The following is an 18190-nucleotide window of genomic DNA, read 5'->3' as shown; positions in this document are numbered from 1 at the left end:
CATTGTGGGAGCAGGCTTTGCACGCGATGGCGGAGTAACAGGCTACATCACTCTCAGATCCGAAAACTCCCCACCAACTGATTCAGCCGCCCAGCCTCCCGCTCCAGCTCGGTACACGCCCGCAACGTCGATTGCAGGTTCTCCACCCCTTGCTGGTTCAGTGTGTTGATCTCGGTGATGTCCACGTTCAACGCCTCGACCACCGACGTCTGCTCCTCGGTTGCCGCAGCCACTGACTGGTTTACATTGTCGATCTCACCAATACGCTGGGTTACGCTGCCCAGCCGTTTGCCGGCGAGGTTGGCGATGCTGACGCTTTCCTCGCTGTGCTGCTGGCTCTCGGTCATGGTGGTGACCGATTCACGGGCACCGACTTGCAGTTCTTCAATCATCTGCTGGATTTCTGCCGCCGACGTCTGCGTGCGCCCGGCCAGGCTGCGCACTTCATCGGCAACCACCGCAAAGCCACGACCCGCTTCACCGGCCCGTGCGGCTTCGATCGCTGCGTTGAGCGCCAGCAGGTTGGTCTGCTGGGAGATGCCCTTGATCACTTCGAGGATCTGCCCGATGTTCACGGTCTTGCTGTTCAGCACTTCGATGTTGGCGCACGAGGCGCTGATTTTGCCGGACAGTTCGTTCATCACCTGAATCGTGCGCTCGACCACCTGACGCCCGTCTTCGGCTTGTTGGCGCGCGGCGGAGGCCTGCTGTGAGGCATCGGAGGCGTTGGTCGCGATTTCCTGGGCGGCGGCGCCCAGTTCGTTGATGGCCGCCGCCACGCTGTTGGTGCGGGTCGATTGCTCATCGAAGTTGTTCATCGACGAGTTGGTTGCCAGCAATACGCGTTTGGCACCTTCATTGACACCGAGCGCCGCCGAAGACACCTCGCGGATCGAGTGATGAATGCGCTCGACAAACCGGTTGAACGCGGTTGCCAGTTGACCGATTTCATCCCGTGATTGCACGGCCAGGCGTCGGGTCAGGTCGCCTTCGCCCAGGGAGATATCCTCCATGACCCGCGTCAGCAATTGCAAAGGCCGGGTGATGCGGTACGCCGCGTACCAGATCAACACCAGCCCGAGCAGCGCCGAACCGCCGCCCAGCAACAACTCCAGCGCCGTGCTTTGCACACCTTGCGCATCGAGTTGGCTTTGCAGTGCGGTCACTGGCGCCAGCAGCACGTCCTGCGGCACGCCGACCAGCACGCCCCACGGCACGGCACCGGCAATCGGCGCCAGCGGCTCGAGGACTTTGATCTGTTGCCGGTCGACGAACACCTTCGGCTGGCCCTGACGCAAGGTGTCCATCACCTCGGCATTGTCCAGCGGTTGGCCGAGGCGGCTGACGTCCTGGCTGTTGGCGGAAATGACGCCACGCGGGCTGACGATGCTGATCTGCCCGTTGCCGTCGAACAGCTGAAGCGCGCTGGCTTCGCTGTTCTGTTGCAGGGCAGCGAGGTTGATGTCCAGGCCGACGACGGCGATGACTTTGCCGTTGTCGATCAGCGGAAACGCAATGCTGGTCACCAGTTTGCGGCTGCCGGACGCCTCGTCGAAATACGGCTCCAGCACGCAGGCTTTGCGGCTGTCGCGGGCGCAGGTGTAGAAGGCGTTGTACGGCGCGCCGCTGGGCCCGGGCGCGGTGTTGGCGAGCAACGCTTCGTCACCGATCACCGCTTGCAGTTCGCCGGGTTTGCTTTGCACCCAGTACAGGGAAAAGCGCCCGGTTTCGTTGCTGCCCATGACGGCCTGATCGACGAAGCTGGCGTCGGCGCCGTCCAGGGCATCAGGTTCGAAAATGACATAAAGCCCGAGCAGGTCGGGCTTGTCGATCAGGGCCTGATGCAACTGGGTGCTCAGCGCCTGACGCAGTTGTGGGCGGGTCAGGTTGCCCTGGTGTTGCAACTGCCTGAGGTAAAGCAGATAGCGCGACAACCCTTGGCCATATTCGTGAGTCTGCATGAAGGTGCGTTGCACCTGCATCGCCTGCACCTTGCCCAGCGCCTGCATGTGTTCCTTGGCGGCATTGGCGAGCATTTCGCTGCTGGCACGGGCCACTTGCTGGCTGCTTTGATGGGTCTGGTACAGCGACAAACCCATCAGCAAACCCACCACCAGCAGCAGGCAAAGGCCGGCGAGCAGGGCGATCTTGCTCTGAATCGTCAGGAATTTCTTGTGCATTGGAAAGGCCCTTTTCCTTGAAAAGCAATGCCGCCGAAACGCGATCCCGTAGGAGCTGCCGAAGGCTGCTCCTACAGGGAGACGTGTATGGGGTTCTAATTTAGAAAGTGGTAGCGAAAATCACCTGGCTGTAGAGGTTCTTGTCGTTGTTGCCCAACTGCGTACCGCCCTGATCGGCGCTCTTGTCCGGCTGGAACAGACCGATCAGCGGCATTACGCTCAGGTGTTCGTTGACGTGCCATTCGGCGTACAGGTCAACCTCGTGACCATCGGTATTGCCCAGGTTGCGGTCGATGGTGTCGAAGTTGAAGTACATGGCGCCGACGGTCAGGTTCTCCAGTGGCGAGACAGTGAACTTGACGTTCTGGATGCGCGAGTTGGAGTTGAACGGACCGGCGTAGTTGCCCGCCACTTCGCCTTGGAACCAGGTGCCGAAGCCACGACTGAATCCGTAGAACAGCGTGTCATAGCCTTCCGAGAAACGGCTGTAGCGGTAGCTGACATACGGCGACCAGGCCACGTCGGAGAAGGTCCAGCCAGCTTCCAGATACCAGGCGTCTTCGGTCGAGGTGTGAGGTTTGTCCTGTTTGGCGTATTCGCCGGAGAGGAACAGGTCCTTGACCCCGGCGTTGCCGGTAGCACGCAGGCTGTAGGTTTTCATGCCGTCGCGTTCGAGTTGAGCAGGGGAGGCGAAATCTTCGTCGACATCGGTGGTGTCGATGTAGGTCAGGCCGACCGTGCCTTCTTCGGCGACGTGTTCGAGGGTGCCGACGTACATTTCGGTTTTGGCCTGAGCGCGGTTATCCGATTTCAACCACATCAGGTCGCCACGCCAACCTTCCTTGCCACCGATGCGCAACACGGCAGTCTCGTCGAACGCCTTGCGCGCGGCCAGCCAGTAGGCGCCTCCACGGTTGAATTCGCCGTCGGCCAGGCCTTTGCCCAGGTTGAGCGCATCACCATTAATCAGGAAGCCATCACCGACCACGATGTTCTGGCGTCCGAAGGACAGGTCGACGCCATCCTCGCCGAGCACGTCGAACAGCTTGCCCGAACGCCAGCCGAGGTAGGCGTCTTCGAATTTGGTGGTGCGTTCCGAGCCGTCGGTGAAACCCGCGGCATCGCCGTCGCCCCAGGTGCCGGAACTGAGCATATTCGCCGCGCCGTACGCGGTGCCCACGCCGGCCAGGCCCTTGTCGAAGCTCAGGCCATATTTGACGTAGCCTTCGCGCCACGATGAAGAACCCTGGTCGAGACGGCCGGACAGCGCATAGTTTTCCTGACTGTGGAAAATGCCGAAGACCGCTTCCAGCGTGGCGTTCAGGTGACTGTCGTCATCGGCGTAGAGTTCATACGCGCTGGCATGACCGGCACTGATCATCAGTGCGAGCGTAGAGAGACGAAGCAAGGGGGACTTGAGCATGGTGTGGCATCCGTTCTTGTTCTTGAGCGCAGGTTTGCGGTCTTTTTCGATACTAAGGCGCGGAACTTTTCCGGCCTTTTGTGTGGTTGCCAAAGAGTTGGCTGTGCTTGCCAAAATGCTCGGTTTGGCAGCCCCGCCAATACGACTGGCACGCAGGGCAAAACCTGCGCGTCACTGAGCGTCGACAATCCGTCTCAACCCTGCCGATGCTGCGCTGCGTCGGCGCTCCCGTGTTGGCGCTCTTCTGATGAGCGCAGATTTCAAGGTCGTTTTCCTATGGTCACCTCGCTGCGTTTGCTGCTTACCGGTTTGCTCTCGATCACCCTGGCGCAAGCCGCGCTGGCCACTGAATGCGCGCCCGATCAAGGGCATGGCGCCCAGGTGTTCGCCAATGAGTGCGCGGTCTGCCATTCGGTGACCAAGGGCATGACAGGGATGATGGGGCCGAATCTGGCGGGTGTGGTCGGGCGCAAATCCGGCTCGCTGGAAGGCTTCAACTATTCCCAGGCCATGCGCAACAAGGACATCGACTGGCAGGCCGAGAACATCGCGCAACTCATCGCCCAACCCCAGGCATTCGTGCCGGGGACCTACATGCCTTACATGGGCCTGGCGTCGGAGGACGATCGCCAGGCGGTGGTGTGTTTCCTCAAAGAACAACAGTAATCAGCCCGTTCTCCGGCTGAACAATGCGTCTGAACCAAAGGTGATTTATGAGCAACGTTGAAATCCTGCCGCAGGTTGCTGCATTTCTTGACCGCCGCCATGGCTGCTTCATTGACGGCCAGTGGGTGTTTGCCGAAGGACCGAGCATTGCCGTGGTCAACCCGGCCACCGGCAAAACCCTGTGCGAAACCCTGGACGCGCCGCTGGAAGTGGTCGAGCAAGCCGTGCAGTCGTCCCATAAAGCCTTCAAGTCCGGCGTGTGGTCGGGGCTGCGTCCGGCGGATCGTGAACGCATTCTGCTGAATTTCACCGCGCTGGTTGAGGCGCATGCCGAAGAGTTGGCGCAGCTGGAAACCCTGAGTCAGGGCAAGTCGATCAACATGGCCCGCGCGCTGGATCTGAACGCCACCGTGGAGTTCATGCGCTACATGTCCGGCTGGGCGACCAAGATCGAAGGGCAGACCTTTGACGTATCGATTCCGCTGCCGCCGGGTGCGAAATTCACGGCGTTCACCAAGCGTGAACCGGTAGGCGTGGTGGTCGGGATTGTGCCGTGGAACTTCCCGCTGTTGATTGCTGCCTGGAAGCTGATGCCGGCGCTGGCTACCGGTTGCACGGTGATCATCAAACCGGCGATGGAAACCCCGCTGACCGCCATGCGCCTGGCTGAACTGGCGCTGGAAGCAGGCATTCCGGCGGGCGTGTTCAACGTTGTGACCGGTGGTGGCGCTAATGTCGGCGGCGTGCTGACGGCGCATCCGCTGGTGAGCAAGGTGTCGTTCACTGGCTCGACCGCTGTCGGCAAAAGTGTCGGCGTGGCGTGCATGGAAAACATGACGCGTTTCTCGCTGGAGCTCGGCGGCAAAAACCCGATGATTGTGCTGGCCGATGCCGATATCGACAAAGCCGTCCAGGGCGCAATCCTCGGCGGCCTGCTGAACAATGGTCAGGTCTGTGCGGCAGCTTCGCGCTTTTATGTGCATCGCTCGATCCATGACAAATTTGTCGAAGGCCTCGCGGCAGCGGTCTCGGCGATGCCCATCGGCGCGGGCATGAATGGCGATGCTGCGATCAACCCGCTGGTCTCGCGCAAGCAGCAACAAAGCGTGCTCAAGCACATCGAACTGGCTCGCCGGGAAGGTGCGCGCGTGGTGTCCGGTGGCGAGTTGCTGGAAGGCGAGGGCTTTTATGTGCAGCCGACGATTCTGGCGGACATCGATCACAACATGGCGGTGGCCCGCGAAGAAGTGTTCGGCCCAGTGCTGGGGGTAATGCCGTTTGACGATGAAGACACCGTGATCGCCCTGGCCAACGATAATCGCTACGGCCTGGCCGCCAGCCTGTGGACCAATGACCTCGGCAAAGCCATGAACCTGGTGCCGCGCATCGAAGCCGGCACCGTCTGGGTCAATGCCCACGTGTTGCTCGACCCGGCGATGCCGTTCGGTGGCGTCAAGCAATCGGGCATGGGCCGCGAGTTCGGGCGTGCGGTGATCGAGGCGTACACCGAGCTGAAATCAGTGTGCATCGCCCACTGATTCACACGGCGGGTGCCGGCTTCGCCAGTTCGATACCCGCGGCACCCAGACGCTTGAGAATCTCGAACAGCAGATCGCTCTTGGTCACGCCGACAATTCGCGGGCTGCCGACATAGCCGGTGACGGTCAAGGTGATGCCTTCAGGCGTGAGTTTGCTGAAGCGCACCATCGGCGCCGGTTTTTCGAGAATGGTTTCGTGCTCGCAGTAGGTGTTGTAGAGCAGGTCTTTCACCTGTTCGGGGTCGATGTCCAGGGGAAAGGTGAGTTCGAGCGTCGCCACCCCTTGGGCGCTACCGCCCAGGGTCACGTTGCGCAGGTTCTGCGAGATCAGCTGCGAGTTCGGGACGATGACAATCGAGCGGTCACTGAGCTGGATTTCGGTGGCCCGCACGTTGATCCGGCGGATGTCGCCTTCGACCCCGCTGATGCTGATCAGGTCGCCGACTTTCACCGGGCGCTCGGTCAGCAGGATCAGGCCGGAGACGAAATTCTTGACGATCTCCTGCAAGCCAAAACCAATCCCCACCGACAACGCGCTGACGATCCAGGCCAGGTTGGTCCACTGCACGCCCAACGATGACAGTGTCATCAGGATGACCAAGGCATAGCCGATATTGGCGAACAGCGTGGTCAGCGAAGCACGCATGCCCGGGTCCATCTCGGTCTTCGGCAGGAACTCCTTGTCCAGCCAGCGGCCCAGCGTTCGTATCAGGTAAATGCCGATCAACAGAGCCAGTGTGGCATTGAGCAAGTGACCGGGGATGATGTTCAGTTTGCGCAGCCCGGCGCCGCCGAGAATGGAAAAGACGTTGGAGAGCAACTGCCCCAGGGTTGTACCGACACCTCCGACGAACAGGGTGATGATTGCCATCAGCAACAGACCCGCCCGGCCCACCCCCGAGAGAATGGTGGAGATCTGCTCCAGGCGCCGGTCTTCAATGCCCAGCAACTGTTTCAGCGACTTGCCGCTGGGACTTTTGACCGAAAACAGGTATTCGCACGCATCCTTGAAGCATTGCATCAGCAGGTAGAAACCGCAGAGCACGAGGAATCCCCAGACCAGTTCATACGTGACGAACCGGGCCAGGGACACGTACCCCGTCAACAGCGATAACAGTGATATCACGAGCGCGAGACTGGCGATTGTGTAGAGCACGCCAGCGAACGTCCGGCCTGCTTCGGGGGCTTCACCTGCAATGACGACGGCTCTTCGGACTCTGCCGGTGCGTACCAACATGTCCAGCAGGACAAACGAAACCACCAGTGCGACGATGCCTCGCCCGGCGATCACCAGGCCTCCGCTCATCCCCGTTACGTTGATGATCTGGTTCATTGTCACCAGAACCAACAGCGCGGCCGCCAGAATTCGGGGATAAGGTTTCAGTGACAACGCCACCAGGTCGGCGAGCGGCGGTAGCCGCCACGATGGGTGCTGCGTGGATAACAGGGCGCGACTCAGTGAGGTGATCAGGACGCAGGTGTAGGCGACTTTTTCGAACTCCTGGGAAAAGGTGGTCAGCATCGGTGTCAGTGGAGTCTGGCGCGTGAAGGTATAAAACAGCAGTTGCAGGGCGACGCCGACGGTCAATACGGTGGCCAGCACAGAAGCCAGCGCGAGGGAGCTTCGGCGCAGGCGTCCTTCCGGCATCCGGTGAATGCACAGCCAGGTCAGCCCGCGTTCGGCGAGCCGGCGGCCGAGCGTCCAGAAGATCAGGGCCAGCAGCAACAGTACGCAGGTGTAGAGGCGTTGACCGGGTTGCCAGGCCACTTTGACGACCTCCGTGACCTGATCGAAGAACATTTTGACGCGCAGCCGATTGTCCATCGAAGGGGCCAGGACCGGTGACCAGAAGTCGGGGTTCAGGATGCTTCGGGTGCTCAGGGTCAGTTCGCTTTCCAGCAGGTTGCGACGGATACCGGCGATCTGGGTGACGAGGTCGGTGGCACTCGTTTTCAGAACGTCCAGGGTTTTCAGAGTGGCGTCGACTTTGTTTTTTTGTTCGGTGAGCGCTGTTCGCTGTGCGGCGATATCGGATTGTTCGGCCGCAGCGTCATCAAGGGGCGCAGGCCCCAACACGGCCAGTTGTGCGCGGAGTTGGGTTTGTAGCGGCAGCAGTGAGGCGGTGAGGCGATCGACATCCAGCATGAACATCTGGACCAGATCCTGCGGGCCCTCCAGCTGGTTGAAGTTGTCGACCAGCGAGATCTGCTGTTTGAGGCTGTCGAGCCGAAGTTGCAGCGCCTGGAGATCGCTCTGGGAAACGGCAAGGGTCGCGGTTCCCGCCTTGGGCGCGACAATGTCTGGAGCGTCGGCCGCCGACAGCATTCCGGGCCCCGCCCCGAAAAGCGTGAAAGCGACGAAAATCATGGCTTTCAGTGTATGACGCATAGGAGTGTCCGACTCTGTTGTTAGTCATTCAGCCTATGAGGTTAGGTCATCAGGTAAACCTTCGAGGAATAGTTTGGTCGCCTGCCCCCACTGAGCGGGGGCAGGGTGGGGGTGTCAGACGCGTTCGAACAACACGGCGATGCCCTGGCCGCCGCCAATGCACATGGTTGCCAAGGCATAACGGCCCTGAACACGGTGCAGTTCGTGAATGGCCTTGGTCGCGATAATCGCGCCAGTGGCGCCCACCGGGTGGCCCAGCGAGATGCCCGAACCATTGGGGTTGACCTTCTCCGGGTCGAAGCCCAGCTCCTGCGCCACGGCACAGGCTTGCGCGGCGAAGGCTTCGTTCGATTCGATGACGTCCAGGTCGGCCACGGTCAGGCCAGCCTTTTTGAGCACCAGGCGGGTGGCGGGAATCGGACCGAGTCCCATCAATTCAGGCTCAACCCCGGCGTGGGCGTAGCCGACCAGTCGGGCCATCGGCTTGAGGCCTTGGGCGCGCACCATTTCACCGGTGGCCATGATCAACGCACCCGCGCCGTCATTCAGGCCGGAGGCATTGCCGGCGGTGACGCTGCCGTCTTTTTTGAAGGCCGGTTTCATCTTGGCCAATTGCTCGGCATTGACCTCGGCGCGTACGTGTTCGTCGGTCGCGAAGGTCACGGTACCTTTGCGCGACGCCACTTCGATCGGCACGATCTGCCCGTCGAAGCGGCCCTCGGCGATTGCCCGCGCGGCGCGCTGCTGGCTGATCATGGCCAGTTCATCCTGGGCCTGGCGGGTGATGCCATAGCGCTCGGCGATGTTTTCCGCGGTGATGCCCATGTGGAAACCGGCAAACGGATCTTGCAGCACGCCCAGCATGTAGTCGATGGCCTGCATGTCGCCCATGCGGGCACCCCAGCGCGCTTGTGGCAACAGATACGCGCCACGGCTCATGGACTCGACGCCACCGGCCAGCGCCGCGCCTGCATCACCCAGCATCAGGCTTTGGGCGGCACTGACGATTGCCTGTAGACCGGAACCGCAGAGGCGGTTGACGTTGAAGGCTGGCGTCTCTTTCGGCAACCCGGCGTTCATTGCCACCGCCCGGGAGATGTAAGCGTCACGTGCTTCGGTCGGGATCACATGACCCATCACCGCATGGCCGATATGCTCAGGCGCCAGGCCGGAGCGCTCGATGGCGGCGCGGCAAACGTCGGTGGCCAGTTGAATCGGCGGTACATCCTTGAGCGAGCCGCCGAAGCTGCCGATGGCGGAACGGACGGCGCTGATAACGAAAATGTCGGATGGGTTCATGAGGGGTTCCCTGGTTCGGTCTTGTGCGCGTTTGGCGCTTTTATTGGGGGAAAGAGTCTAGGGGCGGTGGTGTGGTTGGCCTATGTCGAAAGTGCTCAAGGGGGGTGGTGTTTTTTGCCAGTTCTGGTGGGGGGATTTTAGATCGGTCTGAGTGGTTGGGGGGCATATCCGTTTCTTCGGTCGCGGCGGCTATTGGTTTCGCCCTTACGGCGAGTCACTTGGAGAAGCGCCAAGTAACCAAGCGCTTTTGCCCCTTTCGTTCGGTGGCTCGCTAATGCTCGCCATGCCCTCGCTCCGGTCCTGCTCCGTGGGCCCGCCGCCATCGGCCATCCTTGGCCGGGGGCGGCTAACCCGGCATCCATGCCGGGTTGCCCACTGCGCAGAACCTGCGCTCGGCCTCTCGAGGGGGCGACCACCGCCACAGCCGCCGAGGCGGCCTGAAAGCCGACCTGGCTCTTTGGTGCGCGCGTTCCCTCATTCCGGATATGTACACCTATCCCCCTGTAGGAGCCGGCTTGCTGGCGATGGACGTTAACGATGACGCGGGCTGTCTGAATGAACGCGTCGCCCAGACGCTTTTCGCCAGCAAGCCGGCTCCTACAGGGAATCCCATACGCTTTTGATTCCCACCACTCATCAGGCCGAGCGTTAGCTCTCCTTCAGCTTTTGATCTGAGCGCCCCCTCGAGAGGCCGAACGAAAGGGGCAAGAGCCCTTGGTTACTTGGGGCTCTTCCAAGTGACTCGCCGTAAGGGCGAAACCAATAGCCGCCATCACCAAAAAAACGGATATTCACACCAACCGTAAAAACACCAAACCTCACTCACCCACCCGCCGCCCCGGAAAAAACAGCTCAAAACACGTCACCCCCTCACTGCTGCTAACGCTGTAACCCCCGTGATGCAACTGCATGATCGTCGCCACAATCGACAACCCCAAACCATTGGAATGAGCCGAGCGCTCGCGGGATTCGTCGACCCGGTAAAAACGTTCAAACAGCCGGGGCAAGTGTTCGGCAGGGATGGTCGGGCCATGGTTGCGCACAATCAATCGGATGCCGTCAGCCGTAGGCGTGGCGCGAATGAACAGCTCTGAATGCGCCGCGCCATATTTGATGGCATTGGCGCACAGGTTGGCCAGCGCACGGCGCAACAGCATCGGTTCAGCCCAGATCACGCCGCTGCCTTGGGCGTCGATGCTGATCCCGACGTCTGCTGCCGGCCCTTCGAAGTAGTCGGCCATGCGCTCCATTTCATCGGCGGCGTCCAGTTCCTGGCGTTGGCTCAGGGCACTGGCCGGATCGGTGCGCGCCAGAAACAGCATGTTGTCGAGCATCCGCGCCAGACGCTCAAGTTCTTCGACGTTGGAGGCGAGCAGCTGCTGATAAGCTTCGACGCTGCGGTTCTGCTGCAGCGCGACCTGGGTTTCGCCAAGCAGATTGTTGATCGGCGTGCGCAGTTCGTGGGCCATGTCGGTCGACACCTGACCCAGTTGCATGAACCCCTTTCCCAGCCGGTCGAGCATCGCGTTCAATGCCTCGATCATCGGCAGCAGTTCCCGAGGTGCGCCCTGGCCATCGAGACGCTCGGTGAGGTTGCCGACGCCGATGCCGTGGGCGTGCCGGGCCAGGCGCCGTACCGGCAACAGGCCGCGATGTACCAGCAGATAACCGGACAGCGCCAGCAGAATCGCTGCCACGCTGGCAAACAGGTACACGTTGAGGCGGTAGCGGGCGAGCACGGCGGTGCGTTCGGTCATCAGGCGCCCGGTGACCACTTGCAGGCTGCCCATGTCGCCGGAATCGATGGTCGCCGCCAACGCCGCGAAAGGCACGCCATCCACGCCGGGGTAGTGCTGCACGTCGCTCAGACTCAGCGGATGGTCCATTGACACCGGCGCCAGCGACGGCATGGCAAGGTTGCCGGGGTTGACCACCAACAAGGGTTTTTGTCCCGGTGCGCCGATGGTCAACAGGGCTTCACGATTGCCCAGCATGTTCTGGAACAGCGCCGGTTTCGTTCGGATCAGCTCCAGCGTATTGCTGTCGTTGAGGAAGGTGCGCAGCTGATCGATGCGGTTCACCAGCGCGGCGTCGTCGCGGCGGATCAGTTCGCGCTCCAGGTCGCGGTACAGCGCCACGCCCAACAGGGTCAGCGAAACAAAGGCGAGCAGGGCAAACACCAGCGCCAGGCGCAGTGTCAGGGAATGGCGAAGACGACTCATGGCTGAGTATCGAAGCGGTAGCCGATGCCGCGCACGCTATGGATCAGCTTGAGCTGGAACGGGTCATCGATTTTCAGGCGCAAGCGGCGCACGGCGACGTCGACGACGTTGGTGTCACTGTCGAAATTCATGTCCCAGACTCTTGAAGCGATCATCGAGCGCGACAACACCTGGCCCTGATGCGTGGCGAACAGGTGCAGCAGGGCGAATTCCTTGTTGGTCAGGGTGATCTTGACGCCTGCGCGGGTGATGCGGCGCTTGAGCACGTCAATTTGCAAGTCGTCCACGTGCAATTGTTCTTCTTCGCGGGTGGGACCACGGCGGGTCAGGGTGCGCAGGCGCGCCACCAGTTCGGCGAAGGAAAAAGGCTTGATCAGGTAATCGTCGGCGCCCAGTTCCAGGCCCTTGATGCGGTCGGCGATGTCATCCCGGGCAGTGAGAAACAGCACCGGCGTGTCGGCCTCCTTGCGCAAGCGGCGCAGGACCTCCCAACCATCCATTTTCGGCATCATCACGTCGAGGACAATGACGTCGAAATCGTGCTCCAGGGCCAGGTGCAAACCGTCGGCGCCATCCCGCGCCAGGCTGACGGAGTAACCGAGCTCCTGCAGGCCGTTGAGCAGGTAGTTACCCGCTTTGGGTTCGTCTTCGACTACGAGGATGTTCATGGGGTTGTGCCTCAGACAATTGGCGCCAGTGTAGCCGGATCAATGATCATTGGTGCAGCCGGTGCCGTTGACCTGGTAATCCAGCACGTGCTCGCGACCCTGGTGGTCCAGGTAGTCGAGCCGCGCCGGAATCAGGCCGCACTGCTGCGAAATATCGGTGCTGGACAGGACTTTATCGACATCCAGGTGCACGAAAAAGCCGGTCTTGTCGTGGATCACCGGCGCCGTGGTTGTCTGCGTATCGGCAAACGCCGAACCGGTTACGAGGAGGGCGGCGAAACCGAGGATAAACATTTTCATGATGAGGTTCTCTATTCGGGTTTTTGGTGGCTGCCGGCGGGTGGCCTGACAGTGAATTGAGGTTAACCAGGCGATCCGGACAGCCGACCAACAGTTCAATGACAAAGTTGTAATGAAACGGCCTCGGCGTTATGGCTGGCGGCCGGACGCTTCGAGGATCAGGTCGGCGATTTCCTTGGCGTGGGAGACCAGCGACAAGTGGCTCGACGGCAGTTCGATGGTGGTCGCGCCCATGCGCTTGGCGAGGAAGCGTTCGAGGTCCGGATTGATGGTCTGGTCGAGGCTGGAGACCGCGTACCACGACGGTTTGCTGTGCCAGGCGGCTGCGGTGGTGCGATCAGTGAACAGGGTTTTGGCGATCGGTTGCTGCACAGCGAACAGTTGCATCGCCTTGTCGTGGGGCACGTCGCTGGCGAAGTATTTGAGGAAGGCGTCCTGCTTCAGGCTGACGAAACCATCGTGTTCTTCGGTGCCAGCGCGCACGGGCATGGTCGGGTATTTGCCCGACAGTGCGACGAAATCTTCCCCGGCGTCCGGCGCGCGGGCGGCGACGTAAACCAGCGAGCTGACCTTTGGATTGCCCCCGGCTTCACTGACTACAGTGCCGGCGTAGGAATGGCCGACCAGAACTGTCGGGCCGTCTTGCTGATTGAGTACGCGCTGGGTCGCGGCGACGTCGTCGGCAACCGAAGTCAGCGGGTTTTGCACCGCTGTGACGTGCAGTCCGGCAGCCTGCAACCGCGAGATTACGTCCGCCCAACTCGAGCCATCGGCCCAGGAACCGTGCACCAGCACGACGTTGTCGGCCTTGACCGGCGCGATGTCGCTGGCCATGGCGGACCCGGTGCCGAGCATCAACAGGCTGGCGGCGATCAGGCAGAGTTTGCTTAATGGTTTCATGGTATCGACCCTTGTCGTCTTCAGTGGGAGGCGTCGCCCGGTGTGGGTGACAGACGACGCCACTGTAGGAAGCGAGGGTGCTGGCTACGCTGACAAGTCGATGACAAGTTTGTAATGCAGGGCTTTGGATAGGCGCAGGTCTTTCGCCTGCCATCGCCAGCAGGCCGGCTCCTACAGATTGTTGTCGTTCATGCGATCACCGAGTCCCTGTAGGAGCCGGCTTGCTGGCGAAGGGGTCGCAGAGTTTCATCGATCCAGACGACTGCCGTACGTCGGCGTCGAGGAACGGTCACCCACTCATACACTTCCAATCGAAGACAATACTTGGGAGTTAGACCATGACCGATGTTCTGAGACAGGATGCCCTGGCGGCCTGGTACAAGCTCCTCGCACACCCCGAAATTCGCATGGATGTTGAGGAGCAGTATGACGAGTTGCTCAAGGCAGCCGATGAGATGGAGCGCAAGGGACTGATCAGCAGCGCTGAATGGCGAACCCTGGTACGCGAGGCCGGGGTGGCGTTTTCCAGTGCGACAGAAGGGGTGGGCAAAGGCACCTAGGGCCCAATCTGCGCACCGGCTTCCTTTTCAGCCTGCTGCGCGAACCATTGCAGGATCAGCGTGCAAGCGGGATGTGCAGCGGTTGTAGGTTGCAGACTCAACGAGTTTGTTATCCGGCCGTGAAGCAGGACGGTTGAGCACGCGTCTGTGGAGCAAGCTGAAAACCAATACCTGATCGTCAGGTGTAGGCCAGCAGCCGACCGCACACCACCACGGCGAGCCACAACGCGATCGACAGCAGCGCCTGGCATTTTGCGAGGCCGGGCGCCGCGACAGCAGTGTTCCATCGATTGACTGAACGATAGACGCCGACGTGGAACAGCGTTGCATTGAGGCCTGCCGTCGCAATCAGGCAAAGCTTGAGGATGAAAACGCTGTTGGAGGCGAAATCATGTGGGTGGGCTGAAAACATCATCAGTCCGGCAGGCACGATCAATAGCAGTGCAGCGACTGACCAGGTCAGGAGGTGGCGAGCGAGGTCGGTCACGGCAATGTTTTTCGACAGCCCGAGCACCCGCAGGTCAAACATCACGACCGAGCCGACCAACACCGCGAACCCGATGATGTGAACCACCTCCACCATCGGATACAGCCACAGGTCGCCCCGCATGGCGGCGCCCAGTGACGAGTCACCCACCCAGTCCAGCCAGCTGTCCGCACCGGGTTCCACGCCGGTGTTGAGGGTTTGCATCAGCGTAACTCTGTGGTTTTGCCGCCCACCGTAATGCGTTCGGCGCGCAGTTCATCCGGTTTGTTGCGATTCTGATAGCCGACCACACTGGCCGTGCTGCCGACACTTAGCATCTCCTTGGAAAGACCACGGTTTTCCATGCGCGAGGGCGGGGCCAATACCACGTTCCAGGTCTTGTCCGGTGTTTTGAGGCGCACGAATCCATGAGGATGGGAGTAACCCGACTCTTCGATCGTGCCATTCAATTGCAAGGGATTGTCGGAGTCGTATTCACTCCAGCCGTGATGAGCGAACGCTGCGGTTGCTGTCAGTATCAGTGACAAACCAATGCTGAGGATGCCTTTCATGACCTGTCTCCTGATGTATGCCATCTACAAACCCAAGTCGCGAAGTCCAGTAGGTTTTTAGAATAGCTGTCCGTTTTCAGTGTTACGTCGATGACTCGACGATTAGTGTTTCCAGAAAAGTAACTGGCTGAAAATCAAACGGTTATTCACCTGTCTTGGATCACCCGGCGCTTAACAGCCAACCTGCAACCCCGCAGCCGAGCACCACCAGCCACGGCGGTAGCTTCCAGAACATCAACGCAACAAGGGCAACCAGCGCCAGACCGAAGTCCTGTGCGGTGAAAATCGCACTCGTCCAGACCGGTTGATACAGGGCAGCCAACAGCAGGCCGACCACCGCTGCATTCACCCCGGCCAGTGCCGCCTGTGCGCGCAGATTGCTGCGCAACCGTTCCCAAAAGGGTAAGGCACCCAGGACCAACAGGAACGATGGCACGAAGATCGCCAGCAGGCAGATCAACCCGCCGAGCCAGCCCGACGGCGCAAGACTCGTGGATGCGCCGAGGAACGCCGCGAACGTGAACAGCGGACCCGGCACGGCCTGCGTGGCGCCATACCCGGCGAGAAACGCTTCATTGCTGACCCACCCCGAAGGCACCACCTCGGCTTGCAACAGCGGCAGTACGACGTGGCCGCCACCGAACACCAGTGAGCCGGCCCGGTAGAAGGCATCCACCAGCGCCAGGGTTTGACTCGGATAGAGTTGATTGAAAATCGGCAGGCCGATCAGCAGTGCCAGAAACAGCGACAACCAGATCGCCCCGGCCCGGCGGCTGAGGGGGATGGGCAGAGGATCGTGCCCGTCGCGCTGCGCGGGCTTGAACAACAGCAGGCCGGCGACACCGGCGGCGATAATCACCCCGACCTGCGCCCATGCGGACGGTTCAAGCAGGACAACGCAGGCTGAAATCATCATGAGGGCGACGCGCAGCCCATCCGTGCACAGGTTTCGCGCCATGCCCCATACCGCTTGGGCAACCACCGCGACGGCCACCACTTTGAGCCCGTGCAGCGCGCCGGGCGCGAGGAGTGCACCGTATCGGGAAAGCCCCAGTGCAAACAGGATCAGGGCAACGGCCGAAGGCAGCGTAAAGCCGGCCCAAGCGGCGAGCGCCCCATGGTATCCCGCCCGGGACATGCCCACCGCAATGCCGACCTGGCTGCTGGCCGGTCCGGGCAGGGATTGGCACAGCGCCACCAGATCCGCATAACTGCGCTCCGTCAGCCAGCGCCGTCGTGTGACGAACTCGTCACGGAAGTAGCCCAGGTGAGCGATGGGGCCGCCAAAAGAGGTCAGCCCGAGGCGCAGGAAAATGATAAACACCGACCATGGGCTGCTGCGGCTATCGGCACGGGGTTCGTCCATGTACGCGTCTTCCTGAAATGAAGTGATTCACTGTTGTATGCCGCCATTCTAACCATGGCCTACGCTTATCCCGAGATGGATGTTCATTGATCGGGGTATTCGCCCTGATCGACGTTCAACCGGCGCCCCATAAAAACAAAAGTCTCGGGAGAAAACGCATGTTTGCATTGTTACGTCGATCCACCCGTTGCCTCGCGGTTGTCGTCACGACCGCTGTGCTCACAACGCCTGCCTTTGCGCTGGATACCGTCAAATTCATGGCCCCCGGTTCGGTCGGCGGCGGTTATGACCAGACCGCCCGTGTCCTGGGCAAAGCCTTGATTGAAGCCAAGGTCGCCAAATCCGCCACCTTCGAAAACAAGGGAGGAGCAGGGGGCACGCTGGGGCTGGCGCAGTTTGCCAACAGCACCAAGGGCGATCCGGATGCGTTGCTTGTGGTTGGCGCGATCATGGTCGCGGGCATCGAGCAGAACAAACCGCAGATTACCTTGAAGGATGTGACGCCGATTGCGCGGCTCTTTACCGAGTACAACGTGATTGCGGTGCGCAAGGAGTCCGAGTTCAAAACCCTGGAGGACCTGCTGAAAGCCTTCAAGGACAAACCGACGAGTATTTCCTGGGGCGGTGGCTCCAAGGGATCGATCGATCACATCGGTATTGCCGAACTGGCCGCAAAAATGGGCATTCCGGTCAACAAGGTCAATTACGTTGCCTTCGCGGGCGGGGGGGAAGTGGTTGCCCAGGCATTGGGAGGGCAGATCAAAGTGATCACCGGCGGTTACGCCGAGCTTGGCCAGTACATCAGGAGCGATCAGTTCCGTGTGCTCGCCATTGGTGCACCGGAGCGCGTTGCCGGCATCGATGCCCCGACGCTCAAGGAAAGCGGGTATGACGTGATCATCGGCAATTGGCGTGGTGTTTACGGTGCCGCGAATCTCACACCCGAGCAGCGCAAGGAAGTAACCGACGCCGTGGTCGCCGCCGCCAACAGCAAAGTCTGGAAAGACAATATTGAAACCAACAAATGGTCTGCCAACATTCTGACCGGTGACGAGTTCGGCAAATTCGTCGACGAGGAGCACGTGAGGCTGCATGCGATGCTGGTCGAGGTCGGGCTGGTTGCGAAATGACTCAGTCGCGCAAAGTCGTACCGGTGCAACTGGCGATTGGCGCCGGAGTGCTGGCCATCAGCGCCGTGCTGGCGTACGGCGCCTTCCTGTTTCCCCCCGAGATGGGGTTCGTCATCCTCGCCGCGTATGTCTATCCCTATGCTGTAGCGGTGTTCCTGGGGGGCGTGGGTGTGTTCCTGATCTATCAAGCCCTCACCGGCGGTTTTCGCGAACTGGCTGACCACGAAGACGAGTCCGCCAAGGCGTTGCCCGGCGGCAAGGCAGGGGTGGCGTGGGTGACGGGCGGGCTGTTGGGGGTGGCCGTGCTGATCAATCTGATCGGATTCGTCCTGTCGGCCGCGCTGTTGTTCGCCTGTTCGGCGCGAGGTTTTGGCAGCCGCCATCCCCTGCGCGATCTCGCCATCGGCATTGCCCTGACGCTGCCGATTTACTGGTTGTTCAATGCCGGGCTGGGGGTTTCCCTTCCGCCGCTTGTCAACGCCTGGATCTGATTCGGGCCGAAGGAGATCAA

At 61.0% G+C, this 18190-nt stretch carries 16 protein-coding genes and 1 pseudogene; 5 read left to right on the top strand and 12 right to left on the bottom strand.

The genetic code is table 11. The annotated features are described in order from the left end of the window. Positions 1-53 precede the first annotated feature (53 nt). From FBY04_RS33195 to FBY04_RS12715, 3 genes and pseudogenes are all read right to left on the bottom strand, one after another. The gene (locus FBY04_RS33195; protein ID WP_371850937.1) at positions 54-1307 is read right to left on the bottom strand and encodes a methyl-accepting chemotaxis protein; all 1254 of its coding nucleotides are present in this window, start codon (positions 1305-1307) and stop codon (positions 54-56) included. 144 nt (positions 1308-1451) lie between these two features. Further along, positions 1452-1961 (bottom strand): annotated as a pseudogene (locus FBY04_RS33190) (cache domain-containing protein); the annotation flags it as partial. A gap of 319 nt (positions 1962-2280) precedes the next feature. Beyond that, a complete protein-coding gene (locus FBY04_RS12715; protein ID WP_145315420.1) occupies positions 2281-3603 on the bottom strand; it encodes a hypothetical protein in 1323 nt (440 codons plus the stop codon). 276 nt (positions 3604-3879) lie between these two features. On the opposite strand from FBY04_RS12715, the gene FBY04_RS12710 reads away from it, so the two are divergent. Next, entirely contained in the window at positions 3880-4269 is a 390-nt protein-coding gene (locus FBY04_RS12710; RefSeq protein WP_145315419.1) for a cytochrome c family protein, read from the top strand. Positions 4270-4316: 47 nt separating this feature from the next. Then, positions 4317-5807: an aldehyde dehydrogenase family protein gene (locus FBY04_RS12705; RefSeq protein WP_145315418.1), complete on the top strand. Its 1491-nt coding sequence runs from the start codon at positions 4317-4319 to the stop codon at positions 5805-5807. A gap of 1 nt (position 5808) precedes the next feature. Here the strand turns inward: FBY04_RS12705 and FBY04_RS12700 are convergent, their stop codons facing one another. The 6 genes from FBY04_RS12700 to FBY04_RS12675 form a co-directional block, all read right to left on the bottom strand. Then, positions 5809-8196: a DUF3772 domain-containing protein gene (locus tag FBY04_RS12700; RefSeq protein WP_145315417.1), complete on the bottom strand. Its 2388-nt coding sequence runs from the start codon at positions 8194-8196 to the stop codon at positions 5809-5811. A gap of 114 nt (positions 8197-8310) precedes the next feature. Next, positions 8311-9495, bottom strand: a complete 1185-nt coding sequence (locus FBY04_RS12695) for an acetyl-CoA C-acyltransferase family protein (protein ID WP_084322555.1) — start codon at positions 9493-9495, stop codon at positions 8311-8313. Between the two features lie 818 nt (positions 9496-10313). Beyond that, positions 10314-11717 carry a heavy metal sensor histidine kinase gene (locus FBY04_RS12690; RefSeq protein ID WP_084322150.1) on the bottom strand — a complete coding sequence of 468 codons (1404 nt, stop codon included), beginning with the start codon at positions 11715-11717 and terminating at the stop codon, positions 10314-10316. Beyond that, positions 11714-12385: a heavy metal response regulator transcription factor gene (locus FBY04_RS12685; RefSeq protein ID WP_084322151.1), complete on the bottom strand. Its 672-nt coding sequence runs from the start codon at positions 12383-12385 to the stop codon at positions 11714-11716. Before FBY04_RS12685 ends, FBY04_RS12690 begins: the two co-directional genes overlap by 4 nt. A 39-nt stretch (positions 12386-12424) precedes the next feature. Beyond that, complete coding sequence (locus FBY04_RS12680) at positions 12425-12685, bottom strand: DUF2790 domain-containing protein (RefSeq protein ID WP_145315416.1); 261 nt, start codon at positions 12683-12685, stop codon at positions 12425-12427. A gap of 129 nt (positions 12686-12814) precedes the next feature. Continuing rightward, complete coding sequence (locus FBY04_RS12675) at positions 12815-13585, bottom strand: alpha/beta hydrolase (RefSeq protein WP_145315415.1); 771 nt, start codon at positions 13583-13585, stop codon at positions 12815-12817. Positions 13586-13923: 338 nt separating this feature from the next. Here FBY04_RS12675 and FBY04_RS12670 point away from each other — a divergent pair, with 338 nt between their 5' ends. Then, positions 13924-14145 (top strand): hypothetical protein, encoded by a 222-nt coding sequence (locus FBY04_RS12670; protein WP_145315414.1) that lies wholly within the window; start codon positions 13924-13926, stop codon positions 14143-14145. A 178-nt stretch (positions 14146-14323) separates the two neighbouring features. Here the strand turns inward: FBY04_RS12670 and FBY04_RS12660 are convergent, their stop codons facing one another. The 3 genes from FBY04_RS12660 to chrA form a co-directional block, all read right to left on the bottom strand. Continuing rightward, the gene (locus tag FBY04_RS12660) at positions 14324-14836 is read right to left on the bottom strand and encodes a DUF6644 family protein (RefSeq protein WP_145315413.1); all 513 of its coding nucleotides are present in this window, start codon (positions 14834-14836) and stop codon (positions 14324-14326) included. Further along, entirely contained in the window at positions 14836-15183 is a 348-nt protein-coding gene (locus FBY04_RS12655; protein WP_145315412.1) for a DUF6152 family protein, read from the bottom strand. Before FBY04_RS12655 ends, FBY04_RS12660 begins: the two co-directional genes overlap by 1 nt. 160 nt (positions 15184-15343) lie before the next feature. Then, positions 15344-16549: a chromate efflux transporter gene (chrA, locus tag FBY04_RS12650; RefSeq protein WP_145315411.1), complete on the bottom strand. Its 1206-nt coding sequence runs from the start codon at positions 16547-16549 to the stop codon at positions 15344-15346. A gap of 158 nt (positions 16550-16707) precedes the next feature. Between chrA and FBY04_RS12645 the strand changes: the two genes are divergently transcribed. After that, a complete protein-coding gene (locus FBY04_RS12645) occupies positions 16708-17679 on the top strand; it encodes a tripartite tricarboxylate transporter substrate binding protein (protein WP_084322167.1) in 972 nt (323 codons plus the stop codon). Continuing rightward, a complete protein-coding gene (locus FBY04_RS12640; protein WP_145315410.1) occupies positions 17676-18170 on the top strand; it encodes a tripartite tricarboxylate transporter TctB family protein in 495 nt (164 codons plus the stop codon). Before FBY04_RS12645 ends, FBY04_RS12640 begins: the two co-directional genes overlap by 4 nt. Positions 18171-18190 lie beyond the last annotated feature (20 nt).

Source organism: Pseudomonas sp. SJZ080, assembly GCF_007828295.1.
GTDB lineage: Bacteria > Pseudomonadota > Gammaproteobacteria > Pseudomonadales > Pseudomonadaceae > Aquipseudomonas > Aquipseudomonas migulae_A.
Note: the sequence above shows the minus strand (reverse complement) of the source record. Positions and strands in the feature narration are given on the sequence as shown.

Bases quoted from the DNA above. Each gene is read 5' to 3' on its own strand.
- FBY04_RS33195 (WP_371850937.1), bottom strand. From the start codon at position 1,307: ATGGACACCTTGCGTCAGGGCCAGCCGAAGGTGTTCGTCGACCGGCAA.
- FBY04_RS12715 (WP_145315420.1), bottom strand. From the start codon at position 3,603: ATGCTCAAGTCCCCCTTGCTTCGTCTCTCTACGCTCGCACTGATGATC.
- FBY04_RS12710 (WP_145315419.1), top strand. From the start codon at position 3,880: ATGGTCACCTCGCTGCGTTTGCTGCTTACCGGTTTGCTCTCGATCACC.
- FBY04_RS12705 (WP_145315418.1), top strand. From the start codon at position 4,317: ATGAGCAACGTTGAAATCCTGCCGCAGGTTGCTGCATTTCTTGACCGC.
- FBY04_RS12700 (WP_145315417.1), bottom strand. From the start codon at position 8,196: ATGCGTCATACACTGAAAGCCATGATTTTCGTCGCTTTCACGCTTTTC.
- FBY04_RS12695 (WP_084322555.1), bottom strand. From the start codon at position 9,495: ATGAACCCATCCGACATTTTCGTTATCAGCGCCGTCCGTTCCGCCATC.
- FBY04_RS12690 (WP_084322150.1), bottom strand. From the start codon at position 11,717: ATGAGTCGTCTTCGCCATTCCCTGACACTGCGCCTGGCGCTGGTGTTT.
- FBY04_RS12685 (WP_084322151.1), bottom strand. From the start codon at position 12,385: ATGAACATCCTCGTAGTCGAAGACGAACCCAAAGCGGGTAACTACCTG.
- FBY04_RS12680 (WP_145315416.1), bottom strand. From the start codon at position 12,685: ATGAAAATGTTTATCCTCGGTTTCGCCGCCCTCCTCGTAACCGGTTCG.
- FBY04_RS12675 (WP_145315415.1), bottom strand. From the start codon at position 13,585: ATGAAACCATTAAGCAAACTCTGCCTGATCGCCGCCAGCCTGTTGATG.
- FBY04_RS12670 (WP_145315414.1), top strand. From the start codon at position 13,924: ATGACCGATGTTCTGAGACAGGATGCCCTGGCGGCCTGGTACAAGCTC.
- FBY04_RS12660 (WP_145315413.1), bottom strand. From the start codon at position 14,836: ATGCAAACCCTCAACACCGGCGTGGAACCCGGTGCGGACAGCTGGCTG.
- FBY04_RS12655 (WP_145315412.1), bottom strand. From the start codon at position 15,183: ATGAAAGGCATCCTCAGCATTGGTTTGTCACTGATACTGACAGCAACC.
- chrA (WP_145315411.1), bottom strand. From the start codon at position 16,549: ATGGACGAACCCCGTGCCGATAGCCGCAGCAGCCCATGGTCGGTGTTT.
- FBY04_RS12645 (WP_084322167.1), top strand. From the start codon at position 16,708: ATGTTTGCATTGTTACGTCGATCCACCCGTTGCCTCGCGGTTGTCGTC.
- FBY04_RS12640 (WP_145315410.1), top strand. From the start codon at position 17,676: ATGACTCAGTCGCGCAAAGTCGTACCGGTGCAACTGGCGATTGGCGCC.